This is a genomic window from Candidatus Thiosymbion oneisti (assembly GCF_004359955.1).
In the GTDB taxonomy this organism is placed as follows: Bacteria; Pseudomonadota; Gammaproteobacteria; order Chromatiales; family Chromatiaceae; genus Thiosymbion; species Thiosymbion oneisti.
The window spans coordinates 1-22315 of the sequence record NZ_SMSC01000035.1; the positions used below are offsets into that span (position 1 = coordinate 1).

General features: G+C 60.4%; 17 protein-coding genes. 3 read left to right on the top strand and 14 right to left on the bottom strand.

Annotated features, from left to right (window positions below):
• Positions 1-60: 60 nt before the first annotated feature.
• The 13 genes from E1958_RS16985 to E1958_RS17055 all read right to left on the bottom strand — a co-directional run bounded on the left by E1958_RS16985 (position 61) and on the right by E1958_RS17055 (position 16698).
• Entirely contained in the window at positions 61-822 is a 762-nt protein-coding gene (locus E1958_RS16985) for an SH3 domain-containing protein (protein WP_133512925.1), read from the bottom strand.
• Between the two features lie 968 nt (positions 823-1790).
• On the bottom strand, positions 1791-2540 hold the full coding sequence (locus tag E1958_RS16995) for a coiled-coil domain-containing protein (RefSeq protein ID WP_133512926.1): 750 nt from the start codon (positions 2538-2540) through the stop codon (positions 1791-1793).
• Between the two features lie 322 nt (positions 2541-2862).
• Positions 2863-4701 carry a BatD family protein gene (locus E1958_RS17000; RefSeq protein WP_133512927.1) on the bottom strand — a complete coding sequence of 613 codons (1839 nt, stop codon included), beginning with the start codon at positions 4699-4701 and terminating at the stop codon, positions 2863-2865.
• Positions 4702-4776: 75 nt separating this feature from the next.
• Positions 4777-5364 carry a Uma2 family endonuclease gene (locus tag E1958_RS17005; RefSeq protein ID WP_133512928.1) on the bottom strand — a complete coding sequence of 196 codons (588 nt, stop codon included), beginning with the start codon at positions 5362-5364 and terminating at the stop codon, positions 4777-4779.
• 59 nt (positions 5365-5423) lie between these two features.
• Complete coding sequence (locus E1958_RS17010) at positions 5424-8060, bottom strand: hypothetical protein (protein WP_133512929.1); 2637 nt, start codon at positions 8058-8060, stop codon at positions 5424-5426.
• Positions 8061-8211: 151 nt separating this feature from the next.
• Complete coding sequence (locus E1958_RS17015; protein ID WP_133512930.1) at positions 8212-8607, bottom strand: aspartyl protease family protein; 396 nt, start codon at positions 8605-8607, stop codon at positions 8212-8214.
• Between the two features lie 663 nt (positions 8608-9270).
• On the bottom strand, positions 9271-9624 hold the full coding sequence (locus tag E1958_RS22155) for an FRG domain-containing protein (protein WP_133512954.1): 354 nt from the start codon (positions 9622-9624) through the stop codon (positions 9271-9273).
• A 499-nt stretch (positions 9625-10123) separates the two neighbouring features.
• On the bottom strand, positions 10124-11167 hold the full coding sequence (locus E1958_RS17030; RefSeq protein ID WP_133512931.1) for a vWA domain-containing protein: 1044 nt from the start codon (positions 11165-11167) through the stop codon (positions 10124-10126).
• Positions 11164-12183, bottom strand: a complete 1020-nt coding sequence (locus E1958_RS17035) for a VWA domain-containing protein (RefSeq protein ID WP_133512932.1) — start codon at positions 12181-12183, stop codon at positions 11164-11166. The genes E1958_RS17030 and E1958_RS17035 overlap by 4 nt, the downstream gene beginning before the upstream one ends.
• 61 nt (positions 12184-12244) lie before the next feature.
• On the bottom strand, positions 12245-13162 hold the full coding sequence (locus E1958_RS17040) for an Rpn family recombination-promoting nuclease/putative transposase (RefSeq protein ID WP_133512933.1): 918 nt from the start codon (positions 13160-13162) through the stop codon (positions 12245-12247).
• An 11-nt stretch (positions 13163-13173) separates the two neighbouring features.
• Positions 13174-14355 (bottom strand): hypothetical protein, encoded by a 1182-nt coding sequence (locus tag E1958_RS17045; protein ID WP_133512934.1) that lies wholly within the window; start codon positions 14353-14355, stop codon positions 13174-13176.
• 172 nt (positions 14356-14527) lie between these two features.
• Complete coding sequence (locus E1958_RS17050; RefSeq protein WP_133512935.1) at positions 14528-15580, bottom strand: DUF58 domain-containing protein; 1053 nt, start codon at positions 15578-15580, stop codon at positions 14528-14530.
• Positions 15581-15693: 113 nt separating this feature from the next.
• Positions 15694-16698 carry an AAA family ATPase gene (locus tag E1958_RS17055; RefSeq protein WP_133512936.1) on the bottom strand — a complete coding sequence of 335 codons (1005 nt, stop codon included), beginning with the start codon at positions 16696-16698 and terminating at the stop codon, positions 15694-15696.
• Between the two features lie 915 nt (positions 16699-17613).
• Between E1958_RS17055 and E1958_RS17060 the strand changes: the two genes are divergently transcribed.
• Positions 17614-18804, top strand: coding sequence for a 3-phosphoglycerate dehydrogenase family protein (locus E1958_RS17060; RefSeq protein ID WP_133512937.1), 1191 nt, complete (start codon positions 17614-17616; stop codon positions 18802-18804).
• Positions 18794-19876: a prephenate dehydratase gene (pheA, locus tag E1958_RS17065; protein WP_133512938.1), complete on the top strand. Its 1083-nt coding sequence runs from the start codon at positions 18794-18796 to the stop codon at positions 19874-19876. Before E1958_RS17060 ends, pheA begins: the two co-directional genes overlap by 11 nt.
• 170 nt (positions 19877-20046) lie before the next feature.
• Here pheA and lapB read toward each other — a convergent pair whose 3' ends face one another.
• Positions 20047-21258 carry a lipopolysaccharide assembly protein LapB gene (gene lapB / locus E1958_RS17070; protein ID WP_133512939.1) on the bottom strand — a complete coding sequence of 404 codons (1212 nt, stop codon included), beginning with the start codon at positions 21256-21258 and terminating at the stop codon, positions 20047-20049.
• Positions 21259-21796: 538 nt separating this feature from the next.
• Here lapB and E1958_RS17075 point away from each other — a divergent pair.
• Entirely contained in the window at positions 21797-22258 is a 462-nt protein-coding gene (locus tag E1958_RS17075) for a hypothetical protein (RefSeq protein ID WP_243448259.1), read from the top strand.
• The last annotated feature ends 57 nt before the right edge of the window (positions 22259-22315 follow it).

The following is a 22315-nucleotide window of genomic DNA, read 5'->3' on the forward strand; positions in this document are numbered from 1 at the left end:
GAATGGTCCTCGTAACATACTGATTTTAAAGAATGTTACAAAGGGAACAACTCTATTGTTTTAGGAGTTTTCCATTGAACCATCAGTCACTCCATCGCTCAAGCGTTGGGAATCCACCTCAACCGCCTCCACAGCACCCCGTGTTACCCAAGCGTCACGGCCATTGGCGAGGACGATGTGGACCCAATGTGCACGGGCTTCGCGGATTTCGACTTCGGTGCCGGCGGGTAGGGGTTGGGCAAAGCGCATGGGGGCGTTGGGGGAGTCGGCGGCGCGGGCGATGGTTTCGTCGGCGATGAGTACGGCCGGGATGGTGCCGCCGGCGTGGGCCTGGATTGCCGCCGAGAGCAGCAGTCCCAGCCAGGCCAGCAGGGGTAGGAAGGCGAGGTTGCGGGCGAGCGGGGAGTGCCAGCGGATGGCGACCGCGATCAGCAGGGCGGCGAGGAGGAAGGGAAGGGTGGCGATGGCGGCCTGTTCGGTGGGGTTGAGGAAGTGACGCCAGATGAAGAAGCTCTCCAGCGCGCCTTCGGGCTCGGGTTTGGGGACCCAGGCTGACAAGAGGGTACGGGCGTGGCGGAGGTTCTGGTGGGCCCGTGCCTGGTCGGGGTCGAGCGCCAGAGCGCGTCGATAGGCGAGGATGGCAGGTCCTAGCCGCTCGGCTTGGAGTGCGGCATTCCCCAGGTTGGTATAGAGGGCCGCGGAACGCGCGCCTTGGGTCGCGGCATGCTCGAACAGCCGTTGGGCTTGCCGGAAGCCGGCCAATCGCTCGCCCCGGTTGGTCGTTGCTTGGGCCTGGGTGTAGGCACCGATTGCCTGATTCAAGGTCGCGTCGGGGGTGGCCGCACTTACCGGCGGTGCGAAGCAAAACCAGAGGGTAGCGAGCCATATCCTGATGATGCGGCATATGCCTCCAGGAATTGTTTTTTTTGCCGCAAATGAACGCGAATGAACGCAAATTGGTCGCAATCGGTTTGCTATCATCGGTGGTTCTTGATCCCGTTGTGTTGATTGGCGTTTCTCGGAGTGAATCGTAGGTTGGGCAAAAGCGCACCAGAGGTAGTAGGGAACCACCACATAGCGGCTGCGTCCTTGACAGGCTGGACGGGCGCAGCATAATGCGAGCGAGAGGGGATTGGGACAGTCGGTGGGTCGAGCCAAATGTCTCGCCGTTGCCGAGTTCGCCGTGATGTGTGGCCCCGCTGCCAAAGTGCCCCGATCCCCTCATGCAGACCAATCATCCGCGCCCATTCAGCCTGTCAGGAGTGGTTTCCTTTTCCATCTACCCACACAATTCGTTAAGAGAGCCGGGTAAACTTTGTGGGGATATATCAGAGTCTGTCATCATTTTCTCCGCGTAATTTACCTTGTTAGTTTCTTTGATATTTTTTCCAATTCAGAGTCAAAAACCACCCTCACGTTTCGGAAACAACTCGAGATATCGTCTTCTACGAAAAGCTGGAACTGTCCGTCCTGTTTAATTTTTTCGTTACTTGCGATTTCTATTATGCTGTTCCGCTCTATACTTTTTTTGCATATGGAAATGTTATTTATTGTCCCAGCCCGCTAGTCCAAAACTATGCACTTTAGTGCAAGGCTTTAGCTGCTACACAGGTATTCTATAATGAGCTAATGAGGGATCAAAGATGCAGTAATCATACCGTTTCTTCAAAGCGAATTCCCCGAGCTAAAAAACGATATTGGGGAAAGTATTTTTGGGCGATAGGATAGGGTGCTTAAACAACAGGGAATGTAACAGACGAAATGGTTCAAGAATACTTGGAGCATCACCGTCACCCATCCAATATGGATACAGGAAACATTATCCTGGAATGATTTAGGACTTTCAGTCCAGGGGGCAACCTATGCACTTTGGTGCATAGTGGTTGAGTCGTCGTTCGGTATGGTGCAAAAAGCACATGTTGAAAAACAACTGTGTAGCTTCTCTCCTTTTCATTACGAATGAATGTCGGATGTTTTTCATTGTGGGTTTGAACAATATAGTTAGGCTCCAAATTTTCAATTTTCGTGCTAAGCCATACGAAATTTCCCAAAAGATCAGATATCTCATCAATAAACTGTTCTTTGTCGAGATCAAATTCGAATTTTGTATCAATTGAAAAAACTTTTATAGTATAGAAGTCTGAAGCAATCTTCGCAAAGATCTTTGATAGATTTTCATTTTCAATAATCTTTTGAAGTTCATCCCGCTTTTCACGCAACATTACTAGCGAATTCTCTAATTCTGATTTTTTTTCAGTTAACTCATCAACACTCTTGTTTAACAAATCTACTTTTTCTTTTGCTGTTACAATTTTTTGTTGGGCCGCCCAGGTAACGTTCCCAATCAATTCTTTCATGTTTTCCAATTCACTTTCCACTTCGTTTTTTACAGTATTAGATATGAGTTCACTAATACCAAAATAACCTAGCAAGGAAAGCACTACAATTATTCCACTCAACCACAGGAAGACATCCTTCCTTATAGTATAGAGAGCTTCGATCTTGCCGAGTTCAAAGATATGAAGCAAAGATTGTCCCATGATGGGATATCCGCAACCCGAACAGTACCGTCCGTTGCCGTTTACTTCGGTGTTGCAATTACCGCACTTCATAGTTATTCTCTTGCCGTAACAGTTTTCTGGTAGTAGTAAATTCCTAAATGGTAAAGGGCGATCCGGTTAGGCTATCAGCCACTCTACCAATTAGGGCTTTACCACTACCAGTTTTCTTAGACTGCATTCCGTCAATCCCTGCCGGAATGACGAGGTAGAGGCCGAATGATTACATTCGCGCAGATTCGCGTGATTCGTAGTTTGTACTTGTATGCAAGTGTACTGGTCATCACTCATCATTCATCACTCATCAGTTGGCTTCCTTCAATAACTGGTCGGCCAATAGCAAGGCCCGGGCCCGCATGGGTTCGTCCAAGGTGCGCGAGGCGCCGCCGGGGGCATAGGCGAGGGCGTCGCATTCGGCCAGGAAGTGGTCCAGGTCGGAGGGCAGGGGGATACCGGCGGTGGCGACCATGCGTCGCAGGGCGGCACTTGCTTCAGTGATACTGCGGGCCTCCGTCACGGCCGCCCGATGCGTCCGCAGGGCTTTGGTGCGGGCCAGCTCGGCCGGATCGGCCTGGGCACGGCGTCTGGCCAGCAAGGCCAGGAGGATGACCAGCAGGCCCAGACCATAGGCAACCGCCTGGACGCCGACGCTCGTGAGCAGGGAGCCGCTGGGCTCTAGCAGGGCGTCGATGTCAGTGGTGATGGCAAGGTCGGCCCCGGTGAGGCTGAATACCGGGCGTTGCCGGGCCTTGGGGCCGGCCTCCGGGTTGGTCGTCGGCTCGCGCTCGGGGTCCAGGGTCCGGTCACGTGGCTCCTCGGGCACCGCACTCACGACGTCCTCGGCCGAGATGACTTGGGCGGGGCGCACCGAGAGGGCGACGGGTTGGGAGCGGGTGGTCTGGTACTCCCGACGCTCAGGGTCGTACCAGGAGAAGGCGAGGGGTGGGATGGCGGTGACTCCTTCATGCAGTGCCCGAACGGTCACCTCGAACCGCTTGGCGCCGTCGGTATAGACCCCGGCGATCTTTTCGTTGGGGATGCGGAAGTCTTGGGGCGAGAGTCCACTATCGGCAGTGAGCGGTGGAAGCACTGCGGTCTCGACGGCCGCATCGCCCCGGAGGATTAGGGTCAGACGGATCGGATCGCCGACTTGGACCACCGAGCGGTCCGCCGCGACTTCCAGCCGGTAGCCGGGGCCGACGGTGCCGGTGAAGCTCTCGGGCCGGCCCGCTTGGGGCAGGTCCTGGACGATCAGGGTCTGCGGCTCGTCTTCTACCCGGCGTTTCCGGGCCCGGGTGGGGATCCGCTCGCCGAAGAGGGTGCGGCGCCAACGGATCGCCTCGTCGACCACCAGGCTGGCGGGTGCGAGTTCGTACTCGCCGGTCCGCAAGGGGGTCAGTCGGCGGGTGAGGGTGTGCACCAGATTCTGCTCGCCGTTCCAAAGCTCCGAGTGCGTGGTGGCGGCCAGCTCGACGGGACCGGAGGCGGTATCGATGGTCAAGACGATGTCGGCAGTGGGGTCCTCGGGGTCATGAAAACGAAAGGCATCGAGCCGCTCGAAGAGGGGGACGGCCAGGCGTGGATTGAAGAGGGTGCCACGCAGGTCGGCGGGGACCCACCATTCGAGCCGCACCGGCACGCGCTGGCCCACGATCAGTGGGCTTTTGGGCAGGATGAGCCGCAGCCGTTGCCGGCTGCTGACCGGGATTTCGCCGATGACCAAACGCAATTTGCCGGTACTGGCCTGCTTACCGTTCTGGGTGATCCGGAAGGGGCCGATGACCTGTTCGCCGGGGGTTTGGGCCAGGTATTGGTACTCGAAGGCGAATTGGACCCATTTGGACTGGCTCATCCGGCCGTTGATGATCTGGATGCTGGTGCTGACGCTGGGGTTGACCCCGGTCAGCTCCAAGCGTCCCTGGAGTGGATCTGCTACCTCGATCCGGGGCTGGGGGGTCTCATCGAACCCCTCCGCGATCACCTGCAGGTGCACGGGTACGCCGACGAAGTGGGGCCCCTCCTCGGCCCGCAGCCGGGCCTGTTGAGCTGCTGCCAGGGGGCTCGCGAGCTGGATGGCGACGATCAGTGCCAGCAGGAGCATCCAGCGCATGGAATCGGTATTCAGGGATAAGCGGGTGCGCATTGGCGGCTATGCGGTTAATAAATTTTGGTCTCGTAGCTTTTCATTATTTTGTACCCAGGTGTATTCGGCTGTTAGTCAGCGCTTTGCAAGTCTTGGCCGTCGGGGTGGCCAAAAGGTTTCCAGATCGAGGCTTACGGCCTCGAACGGCGGAGCGACCACCTGATCGGCATCGGCAAAGCGGCCGGTCTCGATCCAGACGCCGGCCTCGAGTCGGTAGGCCTCCAATGTGCGCTTGACCGGATCGATCAGCCAGGCGTACCGCACGCCGTAGTGAGCGTACAGCGGCAGCTTGATCTCGCGATCCTTACTTGCCGTGGATGGGGATAGGATCTCACATACCCAGTCGGGAACCACCTCGAAGCGCTGATCTTCCGGCGGGTAGGGCATGCGCTCACGCCGCCAACCGGCTAAGTCCGGGACCAGGACCTCGAGATTCCGCACAAAGTGGAGCTCCGGTTCATCGATGATCCACCAGCCGCCGGGTCCCCCATCACCGATCTGGAACGGATTGAGTAATTTGGCACCCAGCACAGAGCCGGAAACCGCATGTGGTCCGGCAGGCCGTGGTTGGGTGTGGAGCTGTCCATTCAGGATCTCCCCGGTCAGACCCTCGGGCAGGGCTTCCAGGAACTCGTAGAGGGTTGGTTGAATTGCCGGCTGCATGTTTCGGACCTGTCGTTCAAGTGCGTGGAACAGAGACAATTACCACATGGACAGCTGTCTCACCAGTCCTTCTCCACCGGCTCGTAACCACGGTGCTGTTGCTTGGCACGCTGCTCCCGGCGTTGGGCCTCCCGGTCGCGTATGCCCTGTAGGAGTTGGCCCGCATCACCCGGCGCCGGCTGGGGTTCGGTGCCCTGTTTGCCCTGTTGGTCTTGGTCGGCCTGCTGGGATGCTTGCTGCTCCTCCTGGTCCTGCTGGTCCTCTTGGGGTTGGTCCGGTTGCTCCTGCGGCTGCTGCTGCAGGGCGGCGAGGGCGGCGGTCAATGCCTCGATGGCCTGCCGTTGGTGGTCGCGGATGGCCTCGAAGGTTGGGGGCTCCACGGCGATGGTCTCTGCGGCCTGGTCCATGTGGTCACGGGCGCGCGTGACCTGATCGGCGGCTTGCCGCAGGCGTGCTTGCTGTTCCTGGGCCTGGGCTGCCTGTTCCTGGAGATTTTCTTCCTGGACCTCCGGCGTAGGGGGAACGGGCCGTTCAGCCTGTTGTTCCAGGGCCTCGGCGATGCTGCCGGCCGTCTCGGCTAAGGCCCTTTGCTTCGGGGTGATGGGGCCGAGGCGGCGGGTGATTTCCTCCGCGGGTTCGGTGGCGGCCAATACGGCCGTCTCCTCGGTACGGTCGCCCAGATCGATCTGGCGCCGCAAGGTCTCGCGCAGGTGGTCGATCACCGAAAAGAAGAGGCGACGCAGATCCGCCACCCGGCTCAGGGTGAGATCAACAGATTGCCGCACCCGGTCCATGGCGCTCGCCAGCTCCGGATCGCCGGTTGGGAGCTTCTCCGCGGTGGCCTCTGTGGCTATCAGGTCTTCCAGAGCCTGTTGCATCGCCTTTTCCGCCTCAACACGCAGGGCGTCAGCCTGTTCCAGGTGCCGACGCTCAGTCTCCAAATCGGCGGGGTCCGATGGGGCGGGGACGGCCGGGTCCGGGGCTCGGGGAGCGGTGGTCGCCTGAGGATCTCCGGCCTGCGCTGATCTGGCCTGCTCCTCCGCATCCAGTGCTGTGCCTAGTTGATCGAGGATGGCGGCGCTGACGCGCCGTAGACGCTCGCGATTGCCGGCCTGTAGCTCGCGGGCGACGGGGAGGTATTCCGAACGGTCCGCGGCCGACTCATCCGGCGTCGCAACCTCCTCGCCGGGCCCCGAATCCGAGGCCGCGACCGCTTCCTCAGGCGCGATCAAGGCGGCGATGCGTTGCTGGTCCTGGTACAGCAGCTCTACCAGGCGTTTGAGCTCCAGGAAATGCTCGCGGGCGGCGACCAGCTTGGCTACCCCGCCGCGTTGCAATTCCAGGGCCTTGCCCGGGCGTTCCGCCTCCAGATCGGCAAGCGCTCTCTGGAAGTCTGCTCGCGCCGCGCCGATCAGGGGTGTTGCCGCCTCCAGCCGGCGCCGGAGCTGGGCCTGCTCGGGAGCGGCGGTAGGGTCCCCTGCCTGCTTGGCAAACGGGCCGGCCACCGATGTCTCCTCGGCCTGGGCCAGGCCCGCGCTCAGGCCCGATTGGAGCTCGCCGGTGCGCGCCTCCAGGACGGTTTGGGTCTCGCCCAGATAGTCCACTGTCAACCAGGCCGGTGCGGGTTGTCCGGGCTGTGTGTCGAGGGCGACCTTGTGGCCCGTTTGACGCATGAGCTCCAGGCCGTCGGTGATGAGTGCATCCAGGCGCGCCACCGGATCAAGTAGCTGGTCGCGGGCGCGCTTCAAATCGCCCAGGGCGGCGGCGACCCGGCGGTAAGCGCGCTTGGCCGCCAGGCGACGCAGCTGGCCGCGGGCCTGGCCCATGCGCTCCCGTGCCCGATGCAAGTGGCTTAACAGCTGTTCGAGCTGGGCCCGGCGGACGGCCTCTTGGGTGCTGCGCTCCTCACCCGGTTTTGCCTGGAGACCGGCTTGCTCTTGACCTGCGGTTTCGCTCAGGCGCTCGGCCTGGGTGAGCAGCTCCAGCTGGCCGGTGGCGAAGGTGCGCAGGGTACGACGGGCCTGCTCGGCGGCATTGGGATCGTCCTGCAGATCGGCGAGGTCGATACCCCGTCCCAGCTCGGTCAGAAAGGTACGTTGCCCTTCGATGAGCTGTTCCAGGCGAGCAGCGAGGTCCTCCTCCCCATGCTCGGCCAGGTGGTCGGCCAGGACGAGCGCACGCCGCAGCACCAGCTCCAGATTGAGGCGCGACGCCGCATGTTCCGGCCGCAGGGCACTCGCCTCCCGGAACCAGTCGGCCGCCCGTTGCAGGGCCTGGAGCACCGCTTGCGGCTCCTGGTTGAGATTCACGTCGGCGCGCCCGACCTCCACCCAGCCCAGGTTGTAGGTGGCACGAAAGCGGGCCTCGCCGTCGGTCTTGGCCCCGGCACGCACGGCCTCGAAGCCGCGCGCCGCGGCCTCGAGCGCGCCGGCATTCAGATCGGTGAGGGCTTGGTTGTAGGTGGTGCGCGGGTCCGCCGGCTCGTCCTTGGCGTCCGCGGGTGGCGTGTCGTCCGTGAGAGACTCGGTTGTCTGGGTGGGGGAGGGGAGGGATGCCTGTCCCGCTGCCTCGGTCACCGGCGCGGCGGTCGGCTCGGTATTGGCCGTCTGGGCCCGGAGCTCGGCCGGGGCCAGGGTACCGCCGATTCCTACTGCCAAGAGGCCTACGGCGACCAGCATCTTAAAGCGGTCATTCATTTGGAAGATCTTTAGAGCCACGAATGGACACATATATTACTCATGAATAGTTTGTATTTATTCGTGTTTATTCGTGGTTCTATTCAAGAGGCCAGGTTCAATTTCCGCTCGATGTTGGGGTTCGTTCCTCACCTCAATCTACGCGGGCCTGTTAGCCGATATTTTTCAGATCTAACCGTTTAACATAGACGAGACGATGACCTAACATATCCACAGCAGCTTGTGATTGCTCCAATGGGATATAGCCTAACAATGGCTCATATTCACCGTTCTCCGGCTCCATTTTTATAAATATAACTTCCGTGAAAATAGGCTTGAATCCTTCTATTTGCATCCTGACCGGACCGCACACGCTTCCCGTTTCCGTCTTTTGCATGGCGGTCTCTAATTCGACGGTTCGAATCTTTTCGAGATCGCCCAGCCTTTCTTTCCATTCGACGGGTAATATCATATATGAAGCGCCGGTATCCACCAGGGCATCGATTCGAATCTTTTTTTCTTTGTCTTCGAGATTTGAAATTGTCAGTGATACGATTATGCGTCCCATAACCTACCTCCGTATTTGTTTGTTTTTTTACGGCTAACACCATATATCGCCGGGAGCAAAAAGCAGTCCGCGTAGGCTGGGGTGAGCTTGCGAACCCCAGCATTCTTGTCCTCGTATGCCGGAAGAAGCTGAGGTTCGTACCTCACCCCAACCTACAGCCCTCCGCGGCGCGGAGCTTCTGCGTTCCCACGCGGCGCGTGGGAACGAGAGAGTCAACGCAAACCGGTCGCGATTGATTCACCATTATCGACGCTTCCTGGTCCATTGACGTTGATTTGCGGGCATTTGCGTTTACTTGCGGCTAACCTTTCCATGGCAATCCTGCCGGCTCTGCTAAATCATTCAGGATCGCTTTTAACCAGACAGCCTCTCAAGCTTCAGACACCAAGGAACGAGGTCGGCTAGAAGCCCCTGTGCGGTTTCTCCTATCCACGAGTTTGCACCCGGGTCTTTTCTGGCGTGCCTGGAGATCGGCCACCATTTCAGCCAGGCTGTGATGGTGCTGTTCGGTGTAAGCCTCTCGGTTCCGCCAGACTTCAGCAATTATTTCATCTTTATACATTGTCATCAGTCTCCTGAAGGAATTCCATAGGCGCGCAGATTTCCGGACACGAATATCCGGCGGTGGCGCAGATGGACCGCACGATTGGTTTTTTGGCCGCATTATCGATGTGTCGAAAGTTCCATGTGAGGAGGTAGTCGATGCGGTGCACTGCCGCGACCGCAATATGCAACGCGTCGGCTTCGGCGGCAAAGGGAATACCGCCTTTCGCTGCGATCTCTTATAGCAAACGTCAAAGCACTTTGCAGGGATGCAGTAACACCTAATAAAGGTGTTTTGCATACTTCATAGTGTTGCAGTATTGCCCAACGAACTATTTGGTTCTCGATTAGATCTCTTCTTCTAATATGCTCGACAAGTAATTGCTCAGCATTTTTTAACAGTTCAAATTCACGATCAAGAGCGTTTCTACGTTCATTTTTCGGGGGACGAACTGGCGGAGGATTGACGGATATAGATTGCTTGTATTAACAGAAGCGCCCATTTTGTAATCCGTTGTTTGGCCACGGAAGAGTAGCTGAAAACGAGGATTGTGATAACTGAGTGATGCTACTTTCGTCAACAACTCAACATACGAATTTACTGCATGACCGTCTCTGTTACTCAATGCAAAGCCAGGAGTCGCAACACTCTCTGAAGCCGAATTGACTATTTCTTCGTGTTCGGCGTCATAAACCATGATGGTATTGTTCGCAACTGTTTCCATAGAACTCTCAGTATACCAAACATGCAACAGCGGCTTCTCTACTGCAACCTAAAGTATTTGTATTTATCAGTATATCCCTAAATGCAAGTGCCAGTACTTAATTGGAATCTTGAAAGATTTCCGATGTCGGATAAGGGCTCCCGGCTATTTTTCAGCACATCAGTGCTGGAAAATGGAGCGAAGCGGAAACTGCGTTTCCGCTAATTACCAGGAAGCAATTTTTCAAGATCTCTGACAATAATTCGTGTCTATTCGTGTTCATTCGTGGTTCTCTTCACAGTTCCAACCGTGGAGCTGGCGACCGCCGCGAGCAGACACAGCAGGGCGCAGAGCAGGGCCCACTGGAAGATGTCGTTGCGGATCTGGTAGCTGCCCCCGGTGAGGCGACCGCGAGTCAGGTTGGCGATATGGCGTTCGTAGATGGATTCCAGGTCGATGGCTCCGGTACCGGCCGGGATGTAGGCGCCGCCGGTGACCAGGGCCATCTCGCGCAGCAGGTCGCCATCCAGGCGTGAGCGCACCGGGTTGCCGTCGGCGTTCCGCACCAGGGTGCGCGCCCCGGTGCGGGGGTCGGTGATCTGGATTTCGCTCCCGGCCTCGTCGCCGAAGCCGATGGCGAGGATGCGCACGCCCCGCTCGGCGGCCGTCTTGGCCGCCTCCAGGGGGAAGGAGTCGTGGTCCTCGCCGTCGGTGATCAGGAGGATCGAACGGGATACCTCGCCAGCGCCGCGGTCCCGGAATCCCGCCAGGGCCTTACGGATGGGCTCTTCGAGCCGAGTGCTCCCGCGGGTGACGTTGTGGGGGCCAGCCTTGTCGAGCACCAGGCGCAGAAAGCTGAAGTCCGGGGTCAGGGGCGAGAGTACGGTAGCCCGACCGGCGAAGGCGATGAGCCCCACCTGGTCCCCATCGAGATAACTCAGGAGGTCGCGGAGCTCGGCCTTGGCCCGTTCGAGCCGGTTGGGGGCCACGTCCTCGGCCAGCATGGAGCGCGAGACATCCAGACACACCATGATCTGGGCCCCGACCCGCGGCGTAGAGACAAATTGGGCCCCCCATTGGGGACGCATCAGGGCCAGGGTCAGAAACAGCCCACACAGCCCGAGGAAGATCAGGCGTAAAGCGCGACGCAGGGGGGTGGTGCGCAATACCAGCCGCGATTGCAAAGGAGCGGCGACGAAGCGGTCCAGATCGCCCTGGCCGCGGCGTTCGAGCCAGGCGAGCAAGGCGATGAAGGCCGCCACGGCCCACAGCAGGTGGACCCAGTGGGTTACGGCGAAATGGAGTCCATTCACGGCAACCTCCGCAGCAGGGTCCCCGACGCCAGACCGGCCAGGGCGATCAGTATCAGGGCGGCGAGCGCGAACCCGGCGTAGTGCTCCCGATAGCGCAAGTAGCGGACTTCGGTGATCTTGGTGCGCTCCAGGTCGTCGATCGCCCGGTAGGTGGCAGCCAGGCCCTCGGCATCACGGGCATGGAAATAGGCCCCCCCGGTGCGTTGGGCGATCTCCTGCAGGGTCTTCTCGTCCATCTCGACTAAGGCGCGCCGCAGGTATTGGCGGCCGTCCGGTCCGGTTACGGGTATCGGGGCATAGCCATTGGTGCCGGCGCCGATGGTGTAGACCTTGATGCCGTGCTCGGCGGCCAGCGCCGCGGCCTGCAGGGGATCGAGCTCACCGGCGTTGTTGACCCCGTCGGTGAGCAGGATGACAACCTTCGATTGGGCCTCGGCGTCGAGCAGGCGCTCCACGGCCAGCCCCAGGCCCTCGCCGATGGCCGTCGCCGTTTCCGAACGCGCGTGCGCCACCTCGATCTGATCCAGGATATTCAACAGATTGCCGTGGTCCAGGGTGAGCGGACAGGCGCCGTCGGCATAGGTCCCGAACACCACCAGCCCGATCAGATCGTCCGGCCGCCCCTGGCCAGCCTCGCCGCCGAGTACGAACTCCCGGAAGACCCCCTTGAGGGCCTGCAACCGGCTGACGCTGTAGTCCCCGGCCACAAAGTCGCGCGCATCCATCGAGCCCGAGCGATCCAAGGCCATGAGGATGGCGATGCCTTCCCGCTCGACCTCGGTGGTCTCGTCGCCGGTGCGCGGTCCGGCCAGGGCGACGGCCAGGGCCAGGGTCGCCAGGGCCAACAGCCCGGCCGGCAGCGGCGCCAAGCGCACCCGCAGGGCCGTCGGGGTGCGGTCCGGCAATGCCAGGCTGGCATAGGTGATCCGCGCGGGGATGCGGCTGGCCAACAGATAGACCAGCGGCGCCAGCAGCCCGACGAGCAGGAATAGGGGATCGCGGAATTCCCAGGTCATTATGTGATTTTTGCGCTCAATGGAAAAGGTTCCGGATGCTCGTTTCTCATGCCAGGCTCGCTCACAAAGCTTCCACCTCTTCCGGCGTCAGTTGCGTATATTGCATGATCTTTTCCATAGGCTCGCCGGCCTGCTTCATGATTTTTGCCGTCGCTTTTTTCCCTTTTTCCATACCCTCCTCCCTGCCCTTCTCTATACCCTTTTCTATACCCTTCTCCAGGCCCTCTTTCTTTCCTTCCATGCGTCCGTCAAAGAAGGAGGAGCGGTACATGCTGGCTTGGTAACGTAACTCTTCTCTATGCCATTCGTAAGATCGCCGTTCTTCTTCCCCTAGATGCATGATGTCCAGAATCTCTTTTGCCCTGGCCAACCCCTTGGCCCGAAACCCTTCAGCGATCTCTCCGTTTTTCAGAAAATAGATCCACTCGTCCAGGGAATCTCTGGCAACATCATCGAATTGGTTGACCTTGAGAAGATAGTATTCAGGATAGAGTTCATGGGGGTACTGTTTACCGAAGAGCTCCTGTTGTTTGTTGTTCAGCCGCAGCTCATCGTGGTAATGGATCCCTCGGAATTGGGTTTTTCCATGATAAACATAGTCCTCGCCGTGTCCCAGATCGAAGTACAGGATATTGATGGAGATCACCTTGACGATATTTGCATAGGGTTCCGCTTCGGCAATATGCTCGGTAATGGCTTTGGCGGTCGCAAACAGGATCCGTTGGAGGTAATCGAATTCCCTTTCGTATTGGATCTCGATGAGGATGATTTCCTGTTTCCGATTTCGGACTTTCATATCCACACGATTGGATTTGTCGCGGGCGCTGTCGCGGTTGCTCTCGCTTTCGAGGATCTCCAGGATCTCGATATCTTCCTTCAGCAATTCCGACAAAAAGCCTTCCAATACTTCGTAATTGGCCTTGCTTCGTAGTAAGCGCTTCAGCGCCCAATCGAAGCTGACGAGTTTTCTTTTGTTCATTACTGGCGAACCTATTTCGGCCTATTTGTGTTATTCGCGTTCATTTGCGGTAAAAAGGGTAAGTCCCAGGTACGGGGCATGGCCCGTTCCTCCGGCTCCCCCGCGGCGCGGGTCTGTTCTAGAAAGCGTCCGGCCGCGTCCAGTACCTCTTCGATGTAATCCGCATCGGGCAGGTAGCGGGCGAACTTCACCTGGTCGGCGCGGCGCAAGAAGTCGCGCAGGAAGCCTTGGTGGGCCTGGTTCAGATCCGGCGATCCCGCTGCCACGTCCAGGAACTCCTCGGTGGTGAGCTCCGGGGCCTGGAGGCCGAAGCGGTCCTCCAGGTAGTGGCGTACCAGGTCGGAGAGCTCCACGAAGAAGGCATCCACTGCTGCTGCGCCTTCGGGCCTGGGGGGCGCCATCAGGGCCTTGAGCCGGGCGCTCGCACGCTCGTGGGCGCTCGCCCGGCGCGCCTTGGTCCGTGCGCCGAGCCACCAGTGTACCCCCAAGGCGGCGACGAGGACCACTGGGAGCATCAGGAGCCAGACCCAACCCTTGGCGGTAGCTGAGGCGCTGAGCGGTGCCAAAGCACCCAGGGGCGGTTCGAGGGCCTGGTCGGCGGCCTCCTCCGGCAACACCGACCGCACCTGGAAATCGAGCCGCTCGGTCAGGATCTCATAGGTATCCTCGCCCTCCGGGGCTGGGCGCATCCCGGCGCGGCGATCGACGAACTCGATGGCGAGGGTTGGGATGTACTGGGGTCCGGACATAGGCGCGCTCAAGACATAGCGCTGGGTAGCCAGGGTGCGCCCGTCCCCGTCGATGCTTTCGCGGGGCACGAAGTCGCGGATGGCGAAGCGGTCCAGGGACTGGCCGAACTCGGGCATGAGCAGCTCCACGCCGGCCTCTGCCGTTACCTCCAGGCGCAGGGTCAAGGGATCGCCGATCCTGGGCTCCGCCGGCTCCAGGATCACCCGGGCGGTCACGGGTCCGCGCTCGGAACGGCGTTCAAGGGTTGCGGACGACTGCGCGGTGGCCGGCGCGGTCGGCTCGGTCGGCTCCGCCTGTGCCCAGGTCGGCCGGACCCCGGCGAAGGTGCAGAGGACCAAGATGAGGGCAATACTCGTTACCCGTGAATGGTGTGGAATAGGAATGCCTTTTTTGCCGCAAATGAACGCGAATAAACGTAAATCGGTCGAGATGTAATCGTTCAACCCCCACCTCGTCATTCCGGCAGGGATTGCCGGAATCCAGTGCCATGGATGGCAAAAACATTGGGAGTTTGAACGGTTACGTCGAGATCGGTTCGCCATCATCGACAGTTCTTGGTCCGGTTACGTGTATTTGCGGCCATTTGCGTTGATTTGCGGCTAAATTTTTCGCAACTCACCGACGCATTCTACGCTCGCGCATGCGGAAGAAGCGGATCAGGGGATCGACCACCGAGCCCGCGGCGTCGATATGGATAAAGTCGATCCCACGGGCGCGCAACCGCCGCTCCAGGGTTTCGATACGCTCGCGCGCCGCCCGTTCCAGCTCGCGTCGAAAATCTGCCGCGCCCGTGTCATAGAGTCGGGTCTGCCCAGTCTCCGCGTCCTGCAAGGCGACCAGACCCACACGGGGTACCGCGAGCTCCCGGGGGTCGGTGATCAGGACCGCGATGACGTCGTGCTTGCGATTGGCAGCGGTGAGGGTAGGCTCGAAATCCTCATCGAGGAAATCGCTCACCACAAAGCAAACGGCCCGGCGCTTCATCACCGAGCGGAGAAACTCCATCGCCTGACCGATGTCGGTCGACCGCCGTGCGGGACGCAGGCGCCGGCTCTGGAAATCCAAGGCGGCCGCTCGGTGCAGGAATTCCCGGAAATCGTGCAGCCGTGTGCGCAGCTTCTCCATCGATTTGCCGGCAGGATGCCGGCGCTCCAACCCACGCAGCCTCCCGTCAGGGGTCGTCTCCTGGCGGAACTCGGGTGCCTCCTCACCGTGGGCCAGCACCTGCCGGACCACGCGCAGGGCATGTTTCTGGCCCTTGCGCGGGGGGATGTAGTGTTCGATCCCACCGTGGAACAGGAGCAGCCCCACCTTGTCGTCGTTGCGGATGGCCGAGAAGGCGATCAGGGCGCAGAACTCGGCCGCCGCCTCGCGCTTGGAGCGCGTCTGCGAGCCGAAATCCTGACTGGCGGAGACATCCGCCATCAGCATCAGGGTCAGCTGGCGCTCCTCGACATAACGCTTGACATAGGGTTGGCCGGAGCGGGCGGTGACATTCCAGTCGATGGATCGCACGTCGTCACCCGGCAGATACGGCCGCACCTCGTCGAACTCGATGCCGCCTCCCTTGAATACGGAGACATACTCTCCGGCCAGCACGTCGGCGACCTGACGGCCGGTGCGGACCTGGATCTCACGTACCCGGCGAATGATCTCTTTGGCAAGCATAGGTCCATCTTAACCACGAATGAACACGAATAGACACGAATTCGTGTTCATTCGTGGTTCCAGAGAGAAACATGACCGGCATGAGCAGCGATCATTATTCGCCGGCCCTGGGTTCAGGGGACGAGTACGGTATCCAGGATGCGCCGGATGATGTCCTCCGGCACCATGCCTTCCGCCTCGGCCTCGTAGCTCAGCCCTATCCGGTGGCGCAAGACGTCGGGGGCCAGGGTCTTGACATCGTGTGGCGTCACATAGCTGCGGCCCTGTAGGAAGGCGTGGGCCTTGACACCCAGCATGAGCCAGATGGAGGCGCGCGGGCTGGCGCCATGCTCAATCATTCCCTCGATGCCGGGCACGCTGCTCCCGGCGTTGGACTGGCCGGCGGCCTCGGGCCGGGTGGCGTGCACGATGGCGACGATATAATCGCGCACCTTCTCGTCCACGAAGACATCGGCCACCGCTGCCCGTGCCGCGGCGATATCCTGGGGGTGGGCAACTACCATGACCTCCGGGATCGGTTGACCGCTCGCCATGCGGTCCAGGATCCGCCGCTCCTCCTCCTGCGACGGATAGCCGACCTTGACCTTCATCATAAAGCGATCGACCTGGGCCTCGGGCAGGGGATAGGTGCCCTCCTGCTCGATGGGATTCTGGGTCGCCAGCACCAGGAAGGGCTCCTCCATGCGGAAGCTGTGACCACCGATGGTGGCCTGGCGCTCCTGCATCGCCTCCAGCAAGGCCGCTTGGACCTTGGCCGGGGCACGATTGATCTCGTCGGCCAGGACCAGGTTGGAAAAGATCGGACCCTGCTTGACGCTGTAGGTACCTTCCTTGGGATTGAAGATCTCGGTGCCGATCACGTCCGCCGGCAACATGTCCGGCGTGAACTGGATACGCGAGAAGCCGGTATCAATGGCCTTGGCCAGGCTGTGTACCGTCAGGGTCTTAGCCAACCCCGGCAGCCCCTCCAGCAGCACGTGCCCCCCGGTCAGGAGACCCGTCAGGAGGCGCAGCACCATGGTGTCCTGGCCCACCAGGACCTTGCCCACCTCATTGATCAGAGTGGTCCCGAGCCGGGCCTGTTGCTGGGTGCCGGCGTCTGCGGCGTTGGTACTCATCGTCTTGTATCCTTAGCGTCAGTTCTTTAGACAGTCTCTTACCTTTGGCCGGGCCTGTCAGCACTCTCGGAGGCCGAGTGCCAATCTTTAAGAAAAATCCCGTCCTGGTCAACCCCTGCCGGTCACCAGCGGTGGAGAGTGGGCTGTGCCCACCAGCGACTCACCCCACAGGAGGGTGTCGTTAAGAGATGACGCCCGACCTAGGATGCGGTGAGCGCGGGACATCTTTCAGAATGGCACTGCCGGGTGGCGCGAACCGCATCTCAGGGGACAGTTGTCAGTTATCAGTTGTCAGAGGACCTCCCCTGACAACTGCCCCCTGCCCCTTGATGAAGGTGTCGCAACAGCCCGTAGATTGTGGTGAGCGCCTACCCGCCCCAGGGATGGGGCGGGTAGGCGCTCACCACATCCTTGTATGTTCTGTATTTGGCTCGTTCCCACGCTCCAGCGTGGGAACGCACGTGTGGCCGCTCCAGCGGCCAAGGTTTCGACGCTGGAGCGTTTGGATTTGCTCCCACGCTGGAGCGTGGGAGCCAGAGAATTCTCCGCTCTTTCTGTCGTTCTTCTCTCGATCCTTATACCCCTTTGTGGCTTGGTGTCTTTATGCGATGCAGAAGAAAAAATGGGCCATTCGTTCCGGATACTGCAAGTGATTGAAAACGAAGGAAACGGGAGCGCGCGTTATTCCGTTTCCGCCCCGCGACAGCCTACGGACGGGCTTTTGCGGCACCCTCCACAGGAGGCGGATAGGATCGACCCCTCGTAGTTGCCCTGATCGAAACCACGAATGGACACCAGTGCACGCCAATTCGTGTCCATTGGTGTTCATGCATGGTGCTAGGATATGTGGAGGTGGGGAACGGACCCTAACAGTTTCAATCCGCAGATTACCCAGGTTCTCGCAGATTCATGAGCATGTATAAGATACTTACCCTAAACAATATTTCCGTTGCCGGTCTCGACCGGCTGCCGCGGGATCGATATGAGGTGGCCTCCGAGATCACACACCCGGACGCCATCTTGGTGCGCTCTGCCAACATGCACGACATGAAGGTCCCGGAGACGGTCCAGGCCATCGGCCGTGCCGGCGCCGGGGTCAACAATATCCCCATCGCGCGCATGACCGAACGCGGTGTGCCCGTGTTCAATGCCCCCGGTGCCAATGCCAATGCGGTGAAGGAACTGATCATCGCCGGCATGCTCCTGGCGGCCCGCAACATCCCCCAGGCTTGGAGCTTTGCGCGCGGTCTTACGGGGGACGATGCCGCCATCCAGCAGGCCGTGGAGAGCGGCAAGAAGCGGTTCGTGGGCTTTGAGCTTCCGGGCCGTACCCTGGGTGTCGTTGGCCTTGGGGCCATCGGCGTCGAGGTAGCCAATGCCGCGCGTGCCCTCGGTATGAAGGTGATCGGCTATGACCCGACCATTACGGTGCGGCGGGCCTGGCAGCTCGAGTCCGAGGTAGGGCAGGCCGCCAGTGTGGACGATCTGGTCCGACGCGCGGACTTCGTCAGCTTCCATGTGCCGCTGACGGACGAGACCCGGGGCATGATCAACGCCGAGCGCTTCAAGCACATGAAGGCCGGCGGGGTGCTGCTGAACTTCTCGCGCAACGGTATTATCGACGACGCGGCGGCCGTAGCGGCCCTGGATGCGGGGACCCTCTACACCTACGTGTGCGACTTTCCGAGCAATCTCCTGAAGGATCATCCACGGGTGGTTACGCTGCCGCACATCGGTGCCTCCACCCACGAGGCCCAGGAGAATTGCGCCCGCATGGTCGCCGATCAGGTCCGCGAGTGGCTGGAGGACGGAAACGTCCATAACTCGGTGAACTTCCCGGAGATTAATCTTCCGCGCAATGGGGGCTATCGCCTGGCCGTGGTCAACAACAATGTCCCCAATATGGTGGGGCAGATCTCCACCGACCTGGCGTCGGTCGGGCTCAATATTCTGGACATGCTCAACCGGTCTCGGGACACGGTGGCCGTGACCCTGATCGACGTCGATCGGGAGCCTCCGGCGGAGACCCTGACCAAGATCCGAGCCATCGATGGGGTGCTCTCGGTACGCTGCCTGGGTTGTTCGAAAAACGGTCATGAGCAGTGAGGACCCGCTTTCCCGTATCCGCGAACGCATCGACGCCCTCGACCGGGAACTGCTGCATCTGATCAGCGCGCGCGCGACCCTCGCCAGGGAGGTGGCGAACGTCAAGGTTGCCAACGGCGACCGAAAATTCTACCGCCCCGAGCGGGAGGCGGCGGTCCTGCGTCGCATCAAGGAACAGAATCCGGGCCCCCTGGACGGAGAGGAGATCACGCGGTTGTTCCGGGAGATCATGTCCGCCTGCCTGGCCCTGGAGCAACCCCTGGCCGTGGCCTTTCTGGGGCCGGAGGGGACCTTCACCCAGGCCGCCGCCCTCAAGCATTTCGGTCATTCGATACATGCCGTTCCCGTGGGTGACATCGCCGACGTCTTTCGGGAGGTCGAGGCCGGGTCCTGCTCCTACGGCGTGGTGCCGGTGGAGAACTCCACCGAAGGCGTGATCAGCCATACCCTCGATCTGTTCATGGGCTCGCCCTTGAAGATCGCCGGCGAGGTGACCCTGCGCATTCATCATCATCTGATGAGTCGGGAGCCGGACCTGGCGGACATCCGCACCCTATTCTCCCATCAACAATCCCTGGCCCAATGTCGCGGTTGGCTGGACCACCACCTGCCGGGTGCCGAGCGGATCGCGGTGGGCAGCAACGCGCAGGCCGCGGACATGGCCGCAGCCCAGGCCGGTTCCGCGGCGGTGGCGGGAGAGTCGGCAGCGGAGATTTACGGACTTGAGGTCCTGGCGCGCCGCATCGAGGACGAGCCGGGCAACACCACGCGCTTTCTAGTGATCGCCAAGGAAGATTCACCCGCCAGCGGGCGTGACAAGACGAGCCTGCTGCTTACCTGCCGCAACGAGCCGGGTGGCCTTTACCGGATGCTCAACCCTCTGGCGGAGCACCATATCAGCATGACCCGAATCGAGTCCCGCCCCTCGCGGCGGGGCATTTGGGACTATGTCTTCTACATCGACATCCTCGGCCATCGAAATGAGACGCTCGTCGGAAAGGCCCTGAAACAGTTGGAGGGCGCGTCGCTCTACTTCAAGATACTGGGGTCGTATCCGGAAGCGGTACTTTAGGGAAATCGGTAGTGGTAAGCTTATAAGTGAAAAAGTAGAGCGATTCATCCTTTTGATCCCCTCTCCCCAACCCTCTCCCAGAGGGAGAGGGGGCATAGCGGCCAGTGCCGTTGGTCATGTTCCAACTTAGATGTTAACCACTACCGGGAAATCAAAGGTAAGCGCGTTGGTCAATGCGGTTCAGGCAACGCGGCGGTCGGCGGGGCATGGGTGCGATTGCCGATGGGTTCCGGTTGGATCGGCTTGATGCTTCCCCAATATTTACAGCTCGGGCATTGCCAGTGCAGCCGGCGGGCGACGAAACCACAATGCTCGCACTGATGATCGGGCTGGCGTGAACGCAGATGTCCAACCACAGCCAGGGTTGCATCAAAAGCGGCTCGAGTTTGGGCATCGTCCGTCAGCTTCGGCCCATAAAGCTCCAGCAGGCGTTCGAGGCCGGCCAGATCGGCCTGTCCGGTGATATGTTCGATGAGAAAGGCAATGGCGGCTTCATCTCCTTCCCTGTCTAGGATCACATCGGTAAGCGTCATCGCCAACGCGGGGCTGGGGTATGCGCGATACAGGCGCTTGAGCTCGCTGAGCTCATCCTCCAGACCGCTGCGGCGATAGGTATCCACCAGCTCCGACAGAATTTCCGGTTGGAATTGGGAGCCCTGCCGGGCAAGGCGGCGATAGAGTGCCACCGTTGCTCGGGAATCGCCTCGGCTCATCGCCATCCGGGCTTGGAGCATGGTCGCCCGTATGCAGTCGGAATCCATCGCCTGGGCGCGGCTCAGATGGGTGGCAGCCTGCTGCCCGTTCCCGGCCTTCAGGGACTCCTCGGCCAGCTCGCAGTGGTACTGGGCGCTTTCGGCGCCTACCGATTCCCCGGTGAGCAACCACAGCTGCTCGGCAACCTCCAGGCAACGTGCCCAATCCTTCTCCTGCTGATAGATCTCGCGCAGCCCCTCCAGGGCCCGCTTGCGATGGAGCTGCATCTCCATCAGCTCACGGAACATGCGCTCGGCGCGGTCAAAGAGTCCCGCACGCATATAATCCTGCCCTAACTCGAAGAGGGCGTAGCCGCGCTCCTCCTTGCTCAGGTTCGGCCGCGAGACTAGGTTTTGATGGATCCGGATGGCCCGGTCCACCTCCCCCCGGCGCCGAAAGAGACTGCCGAGGGCCAGATGGACCTCCGCCGTCTCATCCTTTACCTCAGCGAGCTTCACAAAGATGTCGATGGCCTTGTCGGGCTGCTCGTCGAGGAGGTAATTCAGTCCCCGAAAGAAGGCCGGATCGGACGTGGGACCCGGGACACCCTGGTCTCCATCACCGCGCTTTGCGACCCACCACCCGGATACCGCGGCTATGGGAAGGAGGAGAAAGAGCCACTCGCTCACGGGAAAATGCCTCCGGGCCGGCGCCCCAGCAGACGTCGAACTACCGGCACCGAGACCCAGGGCACCTGCTTAACGGACGGCGACACCGCCGGTATTGCGATACCGGCCGCGGATGCCGTGCCCATGCACGGGTAAATTAAATCCACTGAGGTACGCACTTGATTCGAGCACCCTTTAGAATTAAACCGATCGAACCGCAAGATTCGGCTATCATACAGCCATCCACCTACCCTCGCATTGTCGCTGGGGTGTGGGGTTTTCAGCATTTTTGCGTCCCAAGCCTACACGAGCGGCAGTGCCCGATGCGCAGGAGTCACTAGTACCCCATTTCTGCATATTTTGCGCGTAACCCGTAGTGGGCTGTGCCCACCAACACCGTGCCTGGCTGGTGGGCACAGCCCACCCTACGAGCCTGAGAACGTAAAATAGGGTGAAATGAGGTACTAGTCTTCAGATGCGGTCGGATGTGTCACCGGGGCCGTCGTTCCCGTCTACGGCCGGAGTTGAGTGATGCGGTGACCGGACGGCACGGAATAGGATGTATCTACCCGTCATACCTGCACGGCAACCACGGCAGTCATGCCGGCGGACCGGTACCGCCCCCGCCATATTCGCGGGGCTTCTGCTGGCAGCAGGCCTGCCCCTGCTTTCCGCCCAGCCCCTCCTCGACGCGGAGACCGAGGAGTTGCTGGTCGCCGTGGTCGAGGTCGCTACCGAACTCGACCTTTACAATACCCGCTGTCGCCGCGACCGTTCAGGCCGCCGTGTCGATAACCTCAATAAGGAGCTGGTGAGCAGGTTCCGTATGACCGTCCTCCAGATCGAGGACGAGCTGTTTCCCGAACGCTCCTATCGCCGGGCGCAAGAACGTCTGCAACGGGAGTCCCTGGCGAGGCTCAAACAGATCGGCGGCTGTGAGGAGGCAAAGAAGGCAGGGATGCCGAACCGGTTGCGCGTGCGCTACGACGATCTGATGGGGAAGCTCGAGCGGCTGCCCTGAGATCGGGGGCGGTTCGCGCAGGCACTCAAGACTGTATACTCGGCGTGTGCTTGTGCA

Bases quoted from the DNA above. Each gene is read 5' to 3' on its own strand.
- E1958_RS17035 (WP_133512932.1), bottom strand. From the start codon at position 12,183: ATGACCTGGGAATTCCGCGATCCCCTATTCCTGCTCGTCGGGCTGCTG.
- E1958_RS17050 (WP_133512935.1), bottom strand. From the start codon at position 15,580: ATGCTTGCCAAAGAGATCATTCGCCGGGTACGTGAGATCCAGGTCCGC.
- E1958_RS16995 (WP_133512926.1), bottom strand. From the start codon at position 2,540: ATGGGACAATCTTTGCTTCATATCTTTGAACTCGGCAAGATCGAAGCT.
- E1958_RS17000 (WP_133512927.1), bottom strand. From the start codon at position 4,701: ATGCGCACCCGCTTATCCCTGAATACCGATTCCATGCGCTGGATGCTC.
- E1958_RS17075 (WP_243448259.1), top strand. From the start codon at position 21,797: ATGTATCTACCCGTCATACCTGCACGGCAACCACGGCAGTCATGCCGG.
- E1958_RS17040 (WP_133512933.1), bottom strand. From the start codon at position 13,162: ATGAACAAAAGAAAACTCGTCAGCTTCGATTGGGCGCTGAAGCGCTTA.
- E1958_RS17060 (WP_133512937.1), top strand. From the start codon at position 17,614: ATGTATAAGATACTTACCCTAAACAATATTTCCGTTGCCGGTCTCGAC.
- E1958_RS17015 (WP_133512930.1), bottom strand. From the start codon at position 8,607: ATGGGACGCATAATCGTATCACTGACAATTTCAAATCTCGAAGACAAA.
- E1958_RS17005 (WP_133512928.1), bottom strand. From the start codon at position 5,364: ATGCAGCCGGCAATTCAACCAACCCTCTACGAGTTCCTGGAAGCCCTG.
- E1958_RS17010 (WP_133512929.1), bottom strand. From the start codon at position 8,060: ATGAATGACCGCTTTAAGATGCTGGTCGCCGTAGGCCTCTTGGCAGTA.
- E1958_RS17055 (WP_133512936.1), bottom strand. From the start codon at position 16,698: ATGAGTACCAACGCCGCAGACGCCGGCACCCAGCAACAGGCCCGGCTC.
- pheA (WP_133512938.1), top strand. From the start codon at position 18,794: ATGAGCAGTGAGGACCCGCTTTCCCGTATCCGCGAACGCATCGACGCC.